The sequence below is a fragment of the Anaerococcus tetradius genome, assembly GCF_947087635.1.
GTDB classification, from domain to species: Bacteria; Bacillota; Clostridia; order Tissierellales; family Peptoniphilaceae; genus Anaerococcus; species Anaerococcus tetradius.
Window position 1 is genome coordinate 113,527 of sequence record NZ_CAMUDP010000001.1, and the last position, 15,613, is coordinate 129,139.

Genomic DNA, 15,613 nt, shown 5'->3' on the forward strand with positions numbered 1-15,613 from the left:
AAGCTTTATTAGAAGATGAAGCTATGAATGTTAAGTGAGACTTAAAAATTATTAAGCGATTCTTGCAGAAATCTAGGTTTTTTATTTACCCAAAGATCAAAGGAAAAATACAAAGACTTAGATTTTCATTAAGAAAAAAATGATAGTTTCTCTAAGAAGGAGAAAACCTATCATTTTTTTGATTTTACTTATTTTAATTTCCTATCCTTAATTAGGATAGACTTTTTCAGGAATCATCTTGCTTGTTAGATAGATTAGAAAAGGAAGAACTACGGCATCGTCTAAAATTCCTAGGAAGGGAATAAAGTCGGGAATCATATCCGAAGGTGTTATGGCATAGGCTATGGCAAATAAGCCTAGTAGCTTTGCTAAAAGAGGTGTATCTTTATCTTTCATAGCTCTTAGATATCTTGGTATGAAATTTTTAATCTTTATCAATTTATTCATTATAAACTCCTTGTAGAAAGTTCACATATCTTTATGTGTATCTTAATTATACTTGAAATATTACTATGTCAAATTAATTATATAAAATTATACTTAAAATAAGTTCATGAAATGTTTTTAATTAAGATTACAAAAGTGAAAGAAGATAAAGGAAAAGTCACAAAATTAATAAGAATATTAAGGATATTGACTTATTAATTATTATCCACTATCATAATATAAAGAGTTTTTTGTTTAATAAGCAGGAGGAAGAAATGAGAGAAGACTTACTATTTACCCCACCTGATTTTTCAGATGAGAAATACGCTTCTTCTAAAGATGTTTCGACAGTAGAAGTTAAGAAGGACGGGGTAAGCCCACAAGGATTTTATTTGACAAGCCATATGCCAACCTACTACAAAGTAGATGGTAAGTGGCAAATTCCTGATAGAAGCTCCCAAGATTGCCTAGCAGTTGTTGAAGAAGGAAAGATTCGTATAAGAGAATTTAGAAATCTTAGGAAGGGAGATAGGGTCGTTGTAGCAAGGTCTAGCGATGGTTCAGAAGGGGTATTAAAATACCCAGAAGGTTTTTCTGATGAAGTTATAAATCATGGTGGTGATTTTGTCGAAGCTTCTAATACTTCTAATTACAAACTTCTTTATGAGTTAATGAAGAAAAAAAGGGCTAATAAGGGAAATATTTGCTGGGTCTTAGGCCCTGCAGTAGTTTTTGATTATGATACTAGAAATGCTCTATCAAAACTTGCTGAGAATGGTTATGTTAATTCTCTTCTTGGTGGAAATGCCATGGCAACCCACGACCTAGAGGGAGGTTACTTAAATACTGCCTTGGGTCAAGATATATATACACAAATTTCTGATCCCTTAGGTCATTACAATCATCTGGATACCTTAAATGCTATAAGAAAGCTTGGCTCCATTGATGAATTTATAAATAGGGGCAAGGTCCGTGATGGTTTTGTTAAGACCCTAAAGAGGCTAGGTGTTCCTATAACTCTTGCAGGATCAATTAGAGATGATGGACCCCTTCCAGAGGTTACAGGAAATGTTTATGAGTCTTTGGATAATGTTAAAAGACAAACTGATGAGGCTGATTTAATCATATGTCTGGCAACGACTCTTCATTCAGCATCAACTGCTGAAACAGCTTCAAGCTATAAGATAGATGAAAATGGCAAGCTAATCCCAGTGTTCTTATTTACAGTAGATGTTACAGAAAATGCTGTAAGAAAGGTATCTAGTGCTAGAGACAAAATAGCTGTAAGAAGCCTTGTGACCAATGTCCAAGACTTCGTGGTAAATCTAGAAAAGGAGCTTATTGCAGGCGATTACCAATCCTATGATGAAAAACACTTACGGGATGGCAAGGATACTTTGGAAGAAAACAAGTTAGAAGCTTCTGGAAAAAGATATTAAGGAGTGAGTATGGACTATAAATTTGAAATTCCAAAATACTTCCCAAAAGAATTTGACGAAAGATTTGATAAATATCCTAATGCAAAACTAGTAGAAGTAGAAAAAGACGGTATAAGCCCAGAAGGCTACCATGCTCTATCAGTATTTCCAGAATACTTCAAGATAAATGGCAAATGGGTGCTCGCCCTTCAATCTAGGATGGATACAGTAGCTGTTGTTAATGATGAAGCTGGCAAAGAAAGAGTAGATGTTGTCGAATTTAGAAATCTCAAAAAGGGAGATAAGGTAGTCATTGGACGTAAAGAAGATGGATCTGAAGGGATTTACGTCTATACTGAAGGCTTTGTAGATAAAACAGAAAAAGAAGAAGCTACCTTTGGATTTAGGGAAGGAAGATCGAGAGAAACCGCCTTTTCCAAAGATTATGACGAGCTTTACGAAATTTTAAAATATGAAAAAAAGAATAAGGGCTTTGTAACTTGGGTCTTGGGTACAGCGACAAGCTTAGATGAAGATAGCGATGATGCCCTAGCAAGGATAGTAGAAAATGGCTATGCCAATGCGATCTTTTGTGGAACAGCAGCAGTAGCCTATGATCTTGAGAGGGCTAAATTTAATACAGTCGAAGGTCAAAAAGAATACCTCAAGATCCAAAACACTAGAGAAAATTTCTATGAAATAATAAATAGGGTAAATGAAGCAGGCTCAATTGCAGAATATGTAGAAAAAGAAGGAATAAAAACTGGTTTTGTTCAAGCAGCAGTTAGAAATAAGGTGAAGCTTGTAATTGCAGGTACTATAAGAGATAGGTACACATTTAAGGACACTTATAACAATGTCTACGAAGCTCAAGATGCTATGAGAAGTAATATCAAAAAATCATCGACAGTAATCATGTCATCAGCTATACTCTTTACAATAGCCACAGGCAATATGACCCCATCATATAACGAGATAAACGGAGTTATAAGACCAGTATTTATGTACACAGTAGATATCCAAGAGTTTGCGGTAAATAAACTATCTGACAGGGGAACCCTAACAGCTAAGTCTATGGTAACAAACTCTCAGGACTTTGTAAAAAATATCGACAGGAATATAAATAGAAAATAAAAAGTTTCTTTTGTAGGAAGATTTCTTAATGTATAATTATTAGTGAGATAAGATAAAAAAGCTTATACAAGGATAAGAAAATAAGCAAAGGGGTCTTAGGATTTTTTCGGACCCTTGTAAAAACTAAGGAGAATAAAAATGGGAGTTAATTTAAGAGGACGTAGTTTACTAGCGATTAAAGATTTTACAGAAGATGAAGTTTTGTACTTAATCAAATTATCAGAACAATTCAAAAACCTTAAACTTACAGGAACACCACATAACTATCTTCAAGGCAAAAATATAGTCTTATTATTCGAAAAAACATCAACAAGAACAAGATGCTCTTTCGAAGTAGCGGGTATGGATTTGGGAATGGGAGTTACTTACCTAGATCCAGGTTCAAGCCAAATGGGCAAGAAAGAATCAATAGCAGATACAGCAAAAGTCCTCGGCAGATTCTATGATGGTATCGAATATAGGGGCTTTAGGCAAGACTTAGTAGAAGAATTAGCAGCAAATGCTGGAGTTCCAGTATGGAATGGTCTTACAGATAAGTGGCATCCAACACAAATGATTGCTGATATGCTTACAATCAAAGAAAACTTCGGTAAACTTCGTGGACTAAACTTTGTATATATGGGAGATTGTAGAAATAACATGGCCAACTCCCTTGCAGTAACTTGCGCAAAACTTGGTCTAAACTTCATCGGTTGTGGTCCTAAAGACCTATGGCCAGAAAAAGAAGTCCAAGATATAGCTAGAGAATTTGCTAAAAAACACGGCTCAAAAGTTGAATTTAGTGAAGATGTAATGGCTTCAACAAAGGATGCAGATGTAATCTATACAGACATTTGGGTATCAATGGGAGAAGCGGAAGAAGTTTGGGGAAAAAGAATCGAAGAACTTCATCCTTACCAAGTAAACAAAAAAGTTATGGCCAATGCCAAAGAAGAAACAATTTTCATGCACTGTCTCCCATCCTTCCATGACCTAAACACAACAGTCGGCAAAGAAATCTACGAAAAATTCGGCGACAAATACGACCTAAATGGCATGGAAGTTACAGAAGAAGTATTTTTATCTAAACAATCCAAAGTTTTTGATGAAGCAGAAAATAGGATGCATACTATAAAAGCCATAATGTATGCTACACTTAAATAATACTTTATAATGAAACTGTCAGTTTTGCTGGCAGTTTTATTTTGGGAAAAATCATAAAAATTTGATATAATTATAAAAAAAGGAGACGGTCATGGGATTTAGATTTAGAAAAAGCATCAATTTGGGCATGGGCTTTAGGATTAATATGAGTAAGAGTGGGCCGGGATTTTCTTGGGGTGGCAAGGGCTTTAGGATAACCAAGACTGCCAAGGGAAATATTAGGGGCACAGCCTATATTCCTGGTACAGGCCTTTCTTACCAAAAAGAATTTAAGAATCCCCTTGCTTCAGGCTTAGAAAAAACTTCTAAGGCTAAACAAAGCTCTAGGATAGAAAATTCCATCAAAGAGCAAACTTATGAAAATACAAGAAACTACAAAGTGGACTTTGGTCAAATACACTCAACTGCCCTAGAGGAAATAATACAAAAAAGCGAGGCAAAAAGGCCTCACAGGCTTTTGGGTCTTATACTATCAATAGGAGGAATATTTTTATTCTTCATTAACCATTACCTGATTGCTCTCACACTTATTGGAGCAATACTTTACTTCTACAAAAAAGAAGGCGATGATATCAAGATTGATTATGACTTTACTGAAGATTCAAAAAAGAGTATGACTTAACTCAAAAGCTTCTAGCTGGGATACTCGAAAGTGACCAAGTATTCTTTATTGATAGGCTAGGAGAAGATGGAGATAAACTTGTTATTCTTGAAAGAAGTCCGATAAGGCTAGATAATAAGCTTCCAGGAAAAATTTCTACAAATGTAGAAGTAACAAGCCTAAGGGCGAATGACATTGGTCTAAGCTTTTTGCCAGATGCACTATTATTTGACAAAAATGGCTCCTACAAGGCCGTTAGCTATGAAGATATGGATGTAGACCTAAGGGCTGATGAATTTGCTGAAAGAGGAAAAGTAGCTGATGATGCAAGTATAATAGGGAAAACATATATCCATACAAACAAAAATGGTGAGCCTGATAGGAGATATAAAGAAAATCCTGAAATAACTTTAGTAGAATATGGGATTTTGGAGATGAAAAACTCTGATTTTGATTTTATGATAGGTTTTTCGGACACTATAATCGATGGAAAGTAAGAATTATTTTAATTTTAGAAAATTTCCCTATTTAAAAGTCAAAAAAAGGGGTATAATTGTTGTATAACAAGGTCTTAGCCACTGATGAGTTTTTTAATTTAAGAAGGTGTCTAAGCACTTGGATTTTAAGGAGGTTTTTTATGTTAGAAAAGAAAGCACTAAGTATCGGAGCAGGACTATTGGTAGGAGTAGTTGGAGGAAAGATTCTTAACTCTAAACTTGCCAAAAAGGCTACAGTAAGCACAGTTGTTGGAGGACTCAAGGTTAAGGAATCCATTGACAAAACACTTGAATCAATCAGAGTTTCAGCAGAAGATGTTATCGCAGAAGCTAAAGAAGTAAAGGCTAAAGAAGAAGCTGAAGAAGCTAGAAGAGAAGCTGAAAAAGATATCGAAAAAGTATCTTGCGGATGCGGATGCGAAGAACATGAGGAAGAAGCTGAGGAAGAAAATAAATAATGAGAGCCTCTATTGCTCATAGGATCGAGGGAAGAAGCCGTTTTACCTATGAAGATTATATCAAAGAGGAAAATCTAAATAAGCTAAAATACTGCATAGAGGGTATTTCTGGGGTCAAATCATGTAGGGTATCTATTCTTACAAAGTCAATGACAGTCTACTATGAAGAAAGTAAAATTTCACAAATAGCAAGGGCTATCCTTGACTTAGACCTTAGGACAATTGAGGAAATATCAATAGAAAGAGCTGACTTTGAGGCTCAATCTGATAATGATATTTTCCATATCCTAAGAGATGCCATGTACACTAGGATATTTTTCAAATATATCCTACCTCAACCTTTTAGCACTATTGGTCTATTTATTAGAGCCTATCCATTTATCAAAGCTGGTTTTAAATCTTTGATTAAAGGAAAGGTTAATGTTGAGCTTCTTGATGCAACTGCAATTTCCGTTTCACTTGCCACCAGGCAGTATGGAGATGCGGGTAACATTATGTTCCTTTTGGGACTTGGTGAGAAGCTTGAAGATTATACAATGAAGAAGTCCCAAGAAGACTTAGCCCATTCTCTCGCTTTGAATGTTGATAATGTATTTGTAATTGAAAATGGCAAAAAGATTATCAAAAATATCAAAGAGGTAGAAAAGGGAGATTTGGTTGAAGTTGAGATGGGTAACTCTATTCCTGTAGATGGTAAGGTTGTAAAGGGTGTAGCTATGGTAAATGAATCTTCTTTCACAGGAGAATCAAATCCAGTTAAGAAATCAATCGGAGCTACAGTTTTTGCCGGTACAGCTATAGAAGAAGGAGCTATCCTAATAGAAACCAAGAAGAAGTACGATGAATCTAGACTAAGCCATATTATAGAGCTAATTTCTGATAGTGAAAAAAATAAATCTTTAGCTCAAAAAAATGCGGAGAATATGGCAGATAGCTTAGTTAAGTACTCATTTATTGGAGCTGGGCTAACCTATCTACTTACAAGAAATCTACAAAAAGCTAAGTCATTCTTGATGGTAGACTTCTCATGTGCATTGAAACTTACAATTCCTATTGCTATCATGAAGGCAATCAGTCAAGCATCTGAACAGAAAGTCTTGGTAAAGGGTGGCAAATACCTAGAAAACTTGTCTAGGGCCAACACCATAGTCTTTGATAAGACTGGTACCCTAACTAAGTCTGAACCAAAGGTTGCAAAAGTTATTGCCCTTAGCGATATAGAAGAAGACGAGTGTCTAAGAATTGCAGCCTGTCTTGAGGAGCACTTCCCACACTCAATAGCAACAGCAGTAGTAGAAGCTGCCAAGGAAAAGAAGCTAAGGCATGAAGAGATGCACTCTAAGCCAGAATATATCGTAGCTCATGGAATAAAGACTACTATAGTCGATAAGATAGCTATGATAGGCTCAGAGCACTTCGTTCTTGATGACGAGGGAATCCAAATAGATGATAAGACTAGAGAGATAATTGATAGGCTAAAAGAAGACTATTCTCTTCTCTACCTAGCCTTTGCTGATAAGCTTATAGCAGTAATTTGCATCGAAGATCCTCTAAGAGAAGAGGCTAAGGATATAGTCAAAGAACTAAGAGCCTTGTCTTTCGACAATATAGCAATGCTTACTGGTGATGCAGAAAATGCAGCAAGAAGTGTAGCTGAAAAGCTCGACCTTGACTATTACCAGTCCCAAGTTTTGCCAGAAGATAAGCAACAATATATTATGGATGAGAAAAACAAGGGAAGAACTGTTGTAATGATAGGAGATGGAATCAATGATTCAGTTGCCCTATCAAGTGCAGATGTTGGTATATCTATGCATCAAGGTGCAGATATAGCTAAAGAAATATCAGATATTTCTATAGGAAGCGATAGTCTAGATGGACTAATCGATGTTGTAAAAATTTCTAAGGCTATGGATAAGAGAATAAGAAGTGATTACAGACACATAGTATCCTTCAATTCAAGTCTAATACTCCTAGGAGTTTTGGGTATGCTATCAAATACAAACTCATCTCTCCTTCATAACCTATCAACAGTTATGATAGCTGGTAGAAATATGAAGTCTTATAAAATTTAATTAAGATTTGTAAAAGCAGGACTTACCCAAAGAAGAAGGTCCTGTTTTTTTATCCTCTTTTTTCTCCTAGAAAATATAAAACAAGCCTAGGTTTTCAGCAAGGATTTTATGTAAGGAGAGTCTAAATATGGTATATTAATACAAAGGAGTAAGAGATGGAAATTGATTTAAGAAATAGAAATTTCCTCGATATGAAATATTTTTCTGAGGAAGAAATTCTTTATTTAATAGATTTGGCGGCTGACTTTAAGAAGCTCAAAAAAGAGAAGAAAGCCCACAAGTATCTGGAAGGGCAAAACTTGATTTTGCTTTTCGAAGAAGCCTCCACTAGGACAAGGACCTCCTTCGAGGTTGCCGCCTTTGATTTGGGTATGGGAGTAAGTCTCATCAATTCAAATTCAAGCAAGCTCGGTGAGAAGGAATCCATAGAAGATAGCATAAATGTTTTTGATAGATATTTCGATGGAATTGTTTATAGGGGCAACAAGCAAGCCATGCTTGAAAAGCTTGTCAATATGACAGAAGTACCGATCTATAATGCAATGACCGACAAAAGCCATCCTAGCCAGATGATTTCCGATATGCTAACTATTAAAGAAAAATTCGGCTATCTTCGTGGTTTGAACTTGGTTTATTTGGGCTATCCGGGGGATATAATGCCTAATTCCCTTTCGGTAACTTGTGCTAAGCTTGGAATAAATTTCACAGCTTGTGGTCCTAGGGAGTACTTTCCTAAAAGGGACTTCATAGACCAATCTCAAGATTTTGCTGAAAGTCATCATTCGCAAGTGATTTATACGGAAAATCTCGAAGAAGCTGTAAGGGGAGCTGATATTATCTATACAGATATGTGGATTGCCCTAACTGAGATGGAAAATGTTCCTCTAGAAAGGATTTATAAGCTATATCCTTATAGGGTTGATAGGAAGGTTATGGCAAAAACCCATGACAATTCTATATTTATGCATTGTTTACCTGCCCTTCACGATAAGAAATCAAAGCTTGCCAAGAAAGTTATTAGTAAACTTCCAAAGGATATGGATTTTGATGGGATGGAAGTTACTGATGAGGTATTTAGGTCAGAAAAGTCTATGGTCTTTGATCAAACAGAAAATAGGATTCCAGCTGTAAAGGCTATTTTGTATTCTACCTTAAAGACAGAATAGTGAATATTATCTAGCAGAATAAATAATTTCACATAAATATTTGACAAGAATACTAGAAAGCTGTATTATCTATTTAACGAATAAATGTGATTACAGAAAGACAGTTTATAAGAATTATCTTAGAGAAAAGACGGTTGGTGCAAGTCTAATAAGGATTATTTACTTATTCCCTCTGTAGGCAGAATAGCTGAAATAAGTAAGCTGTTACGGGAGCTTCCGTTATCTGAAGCAAGGAGTTGATAGACTCTTGTGAGGTAATCTTTTAGATTATAAAATTAGGTGGTACCACGAATTTCACTCGTCCTATGGAGGGCGAGTTTTTTTATTGGAAAAACCTATCTATCAAAATTATTTGGGAGGATATTATGAAAAAGACAATCAAAAAAATGTTAGGAATTGGTGTTATGGCTTTGTTATTAGCCTCATGTGGAAAAGCAGAAAATAAGGATCAAGCTAAAGAAGAAGCATCTAGTGGAGATAAATTAAAAATCGGCATAGTTCAAGTTGCTGATCATCCATCTCTTGATGCTGCTAGGGAAGGCTTTATTGAAAAGCTAGATAGCGAAAATATTTCCTATGAATTAATTGATCATAGGGCAAACGGAGATCTCGCCCTTATAGCACAATTTGCTACTGACCTTAACAATAAGAAGGCTGATTTAGTTTATACCATAGGAACTCCAGCTGCCCAAGGAGTTGCCAATACTATAAAGGATAAGCCAGTCATTTATTCAGCTGTAACTGATCCAGAAGGGGCAGGGCTAAAGGCAGATAATCTTACAGGAGTTTCTGATTATGTAGAAGCAGGAAAGCTTATAGATGACTTTTTAAAATTATATCCAGATACAAAGGTTTTTGGAACTATGTATAACACCAACGAGCAAAACTCAGTAGTTCAAATCGAAGCCCTAGAAAAGGCCCTAAGCCAAAGAGGACTAAAGCTTGAAAAGCAAGGCGTTTCATCTATAAATGACATTCCTCAAGCTATAGCTAGCCTAAAGGGAAAAATCGATGCTATGGTTACAGTTACTGATAATGTGGTAGTAAATGCCATGCCAGTTATTAGCGAAGCCTTGATTAAGGATAAGATTCCATCAATAGCTTATGATGAAGGAAGTGTTAAGAATGGAGCCTTAATGAGCGAGGGAGTTAATTACAAGGAGCTTGGTAGCCAGGCTGCTTCTTTGGCAGTACAAATCCTAAAAGATAAAAAAAGTCCAAAAGACCTTCCTTATGAGAAGGCTACTAGTATAAAGACTTTAGTAAATGAAAAAACAGCCAAGGCCTTGGGTCTTGATCTTAATAAGGGAATCTTAAAAGAAGCTGAAAAAGTAGATTGAGGAAGAAAAAATGACAGCTTTAATATCATCAATGGGAGCGAGCATTGAAATAGGATTGATTTTCGCAATCCTTGCCATGGGCTATATGCTCACCTACAAATTTTTAAAATATTACGACCTATCCTTGGAAGGAACTTATCCACTAGGAGCTTTCCTTGCAGCAGTTCTTATCCAAAAGGGCCTTGGCCCTTATCTAGGAATTATTGGTTCAATTGTAGCTGGAGGACTTGGAGGATGCCTTACCTACTTTTTCTACAAAAAAGTAAAGGTAGATCCTCTTCTTTCAGGAATCTTGACCCTAACTATACTCTATTCTATAAATCTTAGGGTTGGAGGAGCAAGTAATATTCCAATAGCAGGAAGCCCAAGCATCTTCGGCAATCTGCCAAAATGGCCAATCCTTCTAATCCTTACAATTCTAATCAAGCTTGCTATTGATTATTATTTAAGAAGTGAGGCAGGCTATCTTCTAAAAATCACCGGAAATAATAGGAAATTAGTTAAGCAATTAGGAAAAAATCCTGATGGGATGATTATGATAGGCCTTATCCTATCAAATGCCCTAATAGGTCTTAGCGGGGGACTTATGGCTAACTACCAAGGCTTTGCCGATATACAAATGGGAACTGCTATGATAGTAACAGGCCTTGCTTCAATAATCATAGGAGATACTATAATGAAAGCTTCTGATAGGCTTAGAGATACTTCTAGGGCTATTATGGGAGCTATAGTCTATAGGATTATATCAGGCCTTGCTATATACTTAGGACTAAATCCAAATGATCTAAAACTAATCACAGCCCTAATAGTTATAGCCTTCATCGCCTACAACAACTACCTATCTAAAAGAAAATATAAAAGGATGGTAAACAATGCTAGAGATTAAAAATATATACAAATCCTTTAACCTAGGAACTAGTGAGGAAAACACAATATTTAAAGATTTCTCCCTAAGTGTTGAGGAGGCAATTGCTACAACTATAATAGGACCAAATGGTTGTGGCAAGTCTACCCTAATGAATCTAATTACTGGGGCCCTACCCCTTGATGGTGGACAAATTCTCGTAAATGGTGAAGATGTATCAAAGCTTAGCGAAGAGAAAAGATCAAAATACATGGGAAAGGTCAACCAAGATCCCAAAGATGGAGTGGCGACCAACCTCGATATCTATGAAAATATGGCCCTAGCCCTAAAAAAGGGGGAAAGATTCGGCCTTAGGTCATTAAGAAAATCTGCTGATAAAGAAGATATAATAAGAAGGATAAAGAAATTAAATCTAGGTCTAGAAAATAAGCTACACACAAAAACTGGCCTCTTATCTGGAGGTCAAAGGCAATCCCTAGCTCTCTTGATGGCTACAGCCAAAAGACCAGACATCCTCTTATTAGACGAACACACAGCAGCCCTTGATCCAAAAACTAGCAGAAATATAATGGATATGACAAGAAGACTAATAGACAAAGAAAAAATCACAACTCTTTTAATATCTCACAACCTAAGAGATGTAGTGAGGTATTCTGATAGGATAATAATGCTAAATAAGGGACATATAGCCCTAGATTTAAGGGCAAAGGATATAACAGAAGATGAACTTATAAAGTTGTATAAAAAAGAACTTGGCGAATAGAAAAACTGGCTAGGCTATAGGATTTCTACCGATAATATAGCTTGCCAGTTTTTATTTGCTAAATTTTAAGCTGTTACTCATTTTTCCTAAAAGTCTTATAGGTAAAATAAATCTTTTTAGTTAACTCATTTTCTTAAAAATTTTTTATAAAGTGCAAAGACAGCCATGCCGATAATTGCATTTACTACAATAGCCCCGCCTGGTTTGATGTCAAAATTATAGGATAGGATAATACCTAGCATCATATAAATCACACCAAGAATAGTAGTGATGAAAAAAGTTTGTTTGTAGGATTTAGCTACTATAAGGGCTGTTGCAACTGGAAGAACGATGAGGCTTGTAACCATCAAGGCTCCAATTATTTTAACAGATAAGGCTATAGTTATAGCTGCAAGGAGGGTAAAGATAGCATCAACAGCTTCTACCTTAACCCCAGAAAGCCTTGCAGTATTTGGATCTATGGCAATAGCTAAAAGGGCTGAATACCTGCTTACAGAAAGGATAATAACTAAGACAAACACAATGGATGTATTTATTATATCAGCAGTGGTAACTGATGAGATCGAACCAAAAAGGTAGGACTCGAAGGAATTACCACCGGGAGCGAAATCTGACAGGATGGCTGCTATACCAAGACCTGTCGACATTATTACTGCTGTTGCCATATCACCATATTGGGGAAATTTTTTTCTTATTAATTCTATAAGAAAGGCTGCTATTACACAAATAATAGCAGATCCTAAAAGAGGATCAAAGCCAAGGATAAGCCCCATACCAACGCCTGCAAGGGCTGTATGAGATAGGGCATCGCCTATCATTGAGGTCTTTCTATTGACAATAACTATTCCTATAATAGGAATCATAATAGAAAGGAGAAAACCTAGAAGTAGGGCTTTTCTCATAAAAGCAAATTCTAACATTCTACAAGCCTCCCTTCAGTCATTTCATATTTTTTCATAGTGAAGTTAAGGCTTTCCATTTCCTTTAGTTCATGAGTTACCATGACAATAGTTATGGAAAATTTCTCTGAAAGAATGTCTATGGTTTCAAAAAAATTAGCCTTACTTTCCTTATCTACACCTGCTGTAGGCTCATCTAAAATGAGGATTTGTGGGTTATTAATCATTGCTTTGGCAATCATTGCTCTTTGGGCAAGTCCGCCAGATAATTCATTAACAGGAGTATTGATAAAATCCCCCATGCCCATCTTGTTAAGGATATCCTTAGCCTTTTTGTAATGGGATTTTCTAGGGATTTTGATAAAACCGAAATCCTCATAAAGATTTAAAGATACAAGCTCCAAACAAGTTATAGGAAAAGAAATCTTATTTACAATATTTATTTGAGGAAGGTAACCGATATCTTTATAGGACTTATAATCTTCGATATTCTTTCCTAAAATCTTTATCGAACCTGTATCTTTTTTTAGTTCACCTAACATTAATTTAATCAAAGTTGACTTACCACTGCCATTACCACCAAGGATAAGGGCCAAATCTCCCATCTCTAGGCTAAAATCACAGGATTTTATGACGGGGATTTTGTTGTAGGCAAAGGTCACATCTTTTATTTCTATTGCTTTCATTTTTCCTCCTCGGCCATAGAATTGTAGAGATTTTCTAGATTCATTCTCATCAAATCAATATAGTCTTGATTTTTGTCTTTTTGTTCTTTGCTTAAAAACTCCATAGAGGCAAGAGGAGAGATTTTAGCCCCTATTTCTTCTGCCAGTGCCTTGGCTTGTTTTGGATTTTGACCATATTCATAAAATACAGTTGAAATATGGTAATATTGCGAAAAGTCGATAGCCTTCTTGATTGTCTTTAGACTTGGACTTTCAAGGCTAGTTAGGCCCTGGAGAGGGTATTGGTTAAGATTAAAATCTCTAGCTAGATAAGCGTAAGCATAATGGAGGGTTAGGAAATTCTTCCTATTTTTATCAAGCTTTGCGAATTTATCTCTATATTCTGCATCTATATCTGTCAATTTATCAACGTATTTTAACTTATTTTTTCTATAAAGTCTTTCGTGGTCCGGATATTTTTCAATAAGTTTTTCTTGGATGGCATTTAGGTATTTCTTAGCATTGACAATAGATATCCATGAGTGAGGGTCATAGGTGATTTTATCAAAACCTGACGAAGAGCCCTCCATAAGGGAGACCTCCTTACCCTCATCCTTTAAGAAATTCCCCTTGCCATCAGCAAAGTTGTATGGGAGCAAGTCCTCGCTTATCCTATCAGAGATGAAAATCCATTTGCCAGCTTCTGGGAAATCAAAAAATACTTCACCAGATTCATGGCCCATCTCTATACCGTAAACCTTGCCCTCTTCTATCTTGCTTGTAGATTTTTGATGGACTAGTTCGCCCTTTTGGCTCATCACTTCCTTGGCCTTTTTTACCAAATCTTTTTGGCTAAGTCCTTCGTCTTTAATAAAAGCGACCCTCATCATATCCTCGTGGGTATGGCCGAAGTCGATTTTATTCTTACCCGCTTCGACATCAATCCTTGCTAGATATTGAAAATCACCAATAGCTGCTGCCCCCTTATAAGTAATGAGGTCTACAGAATCTGAAAGCTTTAGGATATCAAGATTTGGCAAATTCTCTCTAACAGTATCAAGCCAAGGCTCCATATTTGCTCCATTAACAACTAGAAGGTCGCATTTGGCTAGCTTTTTCATATCCTTTGGACTTGGTTCCCAAATATGAGGATCCTTATCCAAGGGCATGAAAGATTCTACATTTATAGTATCCCCACCAACCATCTTTGTTAGGTCACAGATTGGATAAAAAGAAGTATAAATTAAGGGAGAATCTTTAGTCTTTTTACTGTCTTTTGAACATCCGCTTGCTAAAAAGAGGATTAGTAGGGGAAAAACTACAAGAAAATTCTTTAGCCTAAATCTATAAGGACTTTTAGCCCTAAGACCAAGGGATAATATCCTACTCACTAATTTCATCTATGATTTGTTGGTCGGTAGAAGATGGTTTAACAAAGGTTGGATACCAGCCCTCTTCTTTAAGGAGGCTATCCTTATCATCACCATATCTCATGTGGAAGTGGGTTAGACTTTCTTCACCGTGGATAGGCATCATCATGAGAACCTTGTAAGGAGCATTTTCGCTTGTAGCTTCGAAGATATCCCACTCTAATTTATGGCCTTCATGTTCTGCCTCTACTTTTTCCTTGAATTTGTAATCAGCTTCGGCAATAACTTCGCCCTTAGCTTCTGGGAATTCCTTTAAGAATTTCACATGGTCGCCTGAAATTTCAAGACCACCAAAATCACATTTTCTTTTCTTTAGGTATCCTTCTTTAGCAGTCTTTTCATCTGTATTTTCTTTTTCAGCTAGGGTCTTGTAAGCAGCTTGGATTTCAGGTTTTTCTAGGTAACCACCCATGCTGTTCCATTCGCCTTCCCAATCAGCCATGCTTACTTCTTCAGAAGCTTTATCAGCATCCTTAGCATCTTTTTTAGATTCTTCAGCTGGTTTTTCTTCCTTAGCTTGTTCTTCTACCTTAGTTTCTGCCTTACCATTATCAGAAGCCTTATCATTAGCTTGATCCTTTTGGCAAGCAGAAAGGATAAGACCTAAAGAAAGGAGAGCTACTAGAGTATATTTCTTGTTGTTTTTCATAATTCACCTCATACTTATATTTTGTTATCAGTTGACTAGTCATGATAATGATAACATATATCAAATAGTTAGTCAAGAGTGATT

The 15,613-nt window shown here is 36.0% G+C and carries 17 protein-coding genes and 1 other annotated feature; of the genes, 11 read left to right on the forward strand and 6 right to left on the reverse strand.

The features are described from left to right. Positions 1-207: 207 nt before the first annotated feature. Complete coding sequence (locus P6936_RS00545) at positions 208-447, reverse strand: YkvA family protein (protein ID WP_004836527.1); 240 nt, start codon at positions 445-447, stop codon at positions 208-210. Between the two features lie 254 nt (positions 448-701). Here P6936_RS00545 and P6936_RS00550 point away from each other — a divergent pair, with 254 nt between their 5' ends. The 4 genes from P6936_RS00550 (at position 702) to P6936_RS00565 (ending at position 4,743) form a co-directional block, all read left to right on the forward strand. Beyond that, positions 702-1,865 (forward strand): hypothetical protein, encoded by a 1,164-nt coding sequence (locus tag P6936_RS00550; RefSeq protein ID WP_276880548.1) that lies wholly within the window; start codon positions 702-704, stop codon positions 1,863-1,865. Between the two features lie 9 nt (positions 1,866-1,874). Next, the gene (locus tag P6936_RS00555) at positions 1,875-2,978 is read left to right on the forward strand and encodes a hypothetical protein (protein WP_276880549.1); all 1,104 of its coding nucleotides are present in this window, start codon (positions 1,875-1,877) and stop codon (positions 2,976-2,978) included. A 138-nt stretch (positions 2,979-3,116) separates the two neighbouring features. After that, complete coding sequence (argF, locus tag P6936_RS00560; RefSeq protein WP_004836524.1) at positions 3,117-4,121, forward strand: ornithine carbamoyltransferase; 1,005 nt, start codon at positions 3,117-3,119, stop codon at positions 4,119-4,121. A 91-nt stretch (positions 4,122-4,212) separates the two neighbouring features. Next, on the forward strand, positions 4,213-4,743 hold the full coding sequence (locus P6936_RS00565) for a DUF4236 domain-containing protein (RefSeq protein ID WP_276880550.1): 531 nt from the start codon (positions 4,213-4,215) through the stop codon (positions 4,741-4,743). Between the two features lies 1 nt (position 4,744). On the opposite strand, the gene P6936_RS00570 is transcribed toward P6936_RS00565, so the two are convergent. Then, entirely contained in the window at positions 4,745-4,957 is a 213-nt protein-coding gene (locus P6936_RS00570) for a hypothetical protein (protein WP_276880551.1), read from the reverse strand. On the opposite strand from P6936_RS00570, the gene P6936_RS00575 reads away from it, so the two are divergent. The 7 genes from P6936_RS00575 (at position 4,932) to P6936_RS00605 (ending at position 11,886) form a co-directional block, all read left to right on the forward strand. Continuing rightward, positions 4,932-5,219 (forward strand): hypothetical protein, encoded by a 288-nt coding sequence (locus tag P6936_RS00575; RefSeq protein ID WP_276880552.1) that lies wholly within the window; start codon positions 4,932-4,934, stop codon positions 5,217-5,219. The two genes, P6936_RS00570 and P6936_RS00575, sit on opposite strands and share 26 nt — an antisense overlap. Before the next feature lie 140 nt (positions 5,220-5,359). Beyond that, the gene (locus P6936_RS00580; RefSeq protein WP_004836522.1) at positions 5,360-5,677 is read left to right on the forward strand and encodes a DUF6110 family protein; all 318 of its coding nucleotides are present in this window, start codon (positions 5,360-5,362) and stop codon (positions 5,675-5,677) included. Beyond that, the gene (locus P6936_RS00585; RefSeq protein ID WP_276880553.1) at positions 5,677-7,752 is read left to right on the forward strand and encodes a heavy metal translocating P-type ATPase; all 2,076 of its coding nucleotides are present in this window, start codon (positions 5,677-5,679) and stop codon (positions 7,750-7,752) included. The genes P6936_RS00580 and P6936_RS00585 overlap by 1 nt, the downstream gene beginning before the upstream one ends. A gap of 155 nt (positions 7,753-7,907) precedes the next feature. Continuing rightward, positions 7,908-8,918 (forward strand): ornithine carbamoyltransferase, encoded by a 1,011-nt coding sequence (gene argF / locus P6936_RS00590; protein WP_004836520.1) that lies wholly within the window; start codon positions 7,908-7,910, stop codon positions 8,916-8,918. Between the two features lie 80 nt (positions 8,919-8,998). Beyond that, positions 8,999-9,227: a binding site (T-box leader), on the forward strand. Between the two features lie 56 nt (positions 9,228-9,283). Beyond that, on the forward strand, positions 9,284-10,258 hold the full coding sequence (locus P6936_RS00595; protein WP_276880554.1) for an ABC transporter substrate-binding protein: 975 nt from the start codon (positions 9,284-9,286) through the stop codon (positions 10,256-10,258). Positions 10,259-10,268: 10 nt separating this feature from the next. Then, positions 10,269-11,144: an ABC transporter permease gene (locus P6936_RS00600; protein ID WP_004836518.1), complete on the forward strand. Its 876-nt coding sequence runs from the start codon at positions 10,269-10,271 to the stop codon at positions 11,142-11,144. Beyond that, complete coding sequence (locus P6936_RS00605) at positions 11,131-11,886, forward strand: ABC transporter ATP-binding protein (protein ID WP_276880555.1); 756 nt, start codon at positions 11,131-11,133, stop codon at positions 11,884-11,886. Before P6936_RS00600 ends, P6936_RS00605 begins: the two co-directional genes overlap by 14 nt. Positions 11,887-12,011: 125 nt before the next feature. On the opposite strand, the gene P6936_RS00610 is transcribed toward P6936_RS00605, so the two are convergent. The 4 genes from P6936_RS00610 to P6936_RS00625 are packed head-to-tail and all read right to left on the reverse strand — an operon-like array spanning position 12,012 to position 15,529. After that, entirely contained in the window at positions 12,012-12,806 is a 795-nt protein-coding gene (locus tag P6936_RS00610; RefSeq protein ID WP_004836516.1) for a metal ABC transporter permease, read from the reverse strand. Next, positions 12,800-13,471, reverse strand: coding sequence for a metal ABC transporter ATP-binding protein (locus tag P6936_RS00615; RefSeq protein ID WP_004836515.1), 672 nt, complete (start codon positions 13,469-13,471; stop codon positions 12,800-12,802). The genes P6936_RS00610 and P6936_RS00615 overlap by 7 nt, the downstream gene beginning before the upstream one ends. After that, complete coding sequence (locus tag P6936_RS00620; protein WP_004836514.1) at positions 13,468-14,850, reverse strand: metal ABC transporter substrate-binding protein; 1,383 nt, start codon at positions 14,848-14,850, stop codon at positions 13,468-13,470. Before P6936_RS00620 ends, P6936_RS00615 begins: the two co-directional genes overlap by 4 nt. After that, positions 14,834-15,529 carry a ZinT/AdcA family metal-binding protein gene (locus P6936_RS00625; protein WP_004836513.1) on the reverse strand — a complete coding sequence of 232 codons (696 nt, stop codon included), beginning with the start codon at positions 15,527-15,529 and terminating at the stop codon, positions 14,834-14,836. The genes P6936_RS00620 and P6936_RS00625 overlap by 17 nt, the downstream gene beginning before the upstream one ends. Between the last annotated feature and the right edge of the window lie 84 nt (positions 15,530-15,613).

Bases quoted from the DNA above. Each gene is read 5' to 3' on its own strand.
- P6936_RS00545 (WP_004836527.1), bottom strand. From the start codon at position 447: ATGAATAAATTGATAAAGATTAAAAATTTCATACCAAGATATCTAAGA.
- P6936_RS00550 (WP_276880548.1), top strand. From the start codon at position 702: ATGAGAGAAGACTTACTATTTACCCCACCTGATTTTTCAGATGAGAAA.
- P6936_RS00555 (WP_276880549.1), top strand. From the start codon at position 1,875: ATGGACTATAAATTTGAAATTCCAAAATACTTCCCAAAAGAATTTGAC.
- argF (WP_004836524.1), top strand. From the start codon at position 3,117: ATGGGAGTTAATTTAAGAGGACGTAGTTTACTAGCGATTAAAGATTTT.
- P6936_RS00565 (WP_276880550.1), top strand. From the start codon at position 4,213: ATGGGATTTAGATTTAGAAAAAGCATCAATTTGGGCATGGGCTTTAGG.
- P6936_RS00580 (WP_004836522.1), top strand. From the start codon at position 5,360: ATGTTAGAAAAGAAAGCACTAAGTATCGGAGCAGGACTATTGGTAGGA.
- P6936_RS00585 (WP_276880553.1), top strand. From the start codon at position 5,677: ATGAGAGCCTCTATTGCTCATAGGATCGAGGGAAGAAGCCGTTTTACC.
- argF (WP_004836520.1), top strand. From the start codon at position 7,908: ATGGAAATTGATTTAAGAAATAGAAATTTCCTCGATATGAAATATTTT.
- P6936_RS00595 (WP_276880554.1), top strand. From the start codon at position 9,284: ATGAAAAAGACAATCAAAAAAATGTTAGGAATTGGTGTTATGGCTTTG.
- P6936_RS00600 (WP_004836518.1), top strand. From the start codon at position 10,269: ATGACAGCTTTAATATCATCAATGGGAGCGAGCATTGAAATAGGATTG.
- P6936_RS00605 (WP_276880555.1), top strand. From the start codon at position 11,131: ATGCTAGAGATTAAAAATATATACAAATCCTTTAACCTAGGAACTAGT.
- P6936_RS00610 (WP_004836516.1), bottom strand. From the start codon at position 12,806: ATGTTAGAATTTGCTTTTATGAGAAAAGCCCTACTTCTAGGTTTTCTC.
- P6936_RS00615 (WP_004836515.1), bottom strand. From the start codon at position 13,471: ATGAAAGCAATAGAAATAAAAGATGTGACCTTTGCCTACAACAAAATC.
- P6936_RS00620 (WP_004836514.1), bottom strand. From the start codon at position 14,850: ATGAAATTAGTGAGTAGGATATTATCCCTTGGTCTTAGGGCTAAAAGT.
- P6936_RS00625 (WP_004836513.1), bottom strand. From the start codon at position 15,529: ATGAAAAACAACAAGAAATATACTCTAGTAGCTCTCCTTTCTTTAGGT.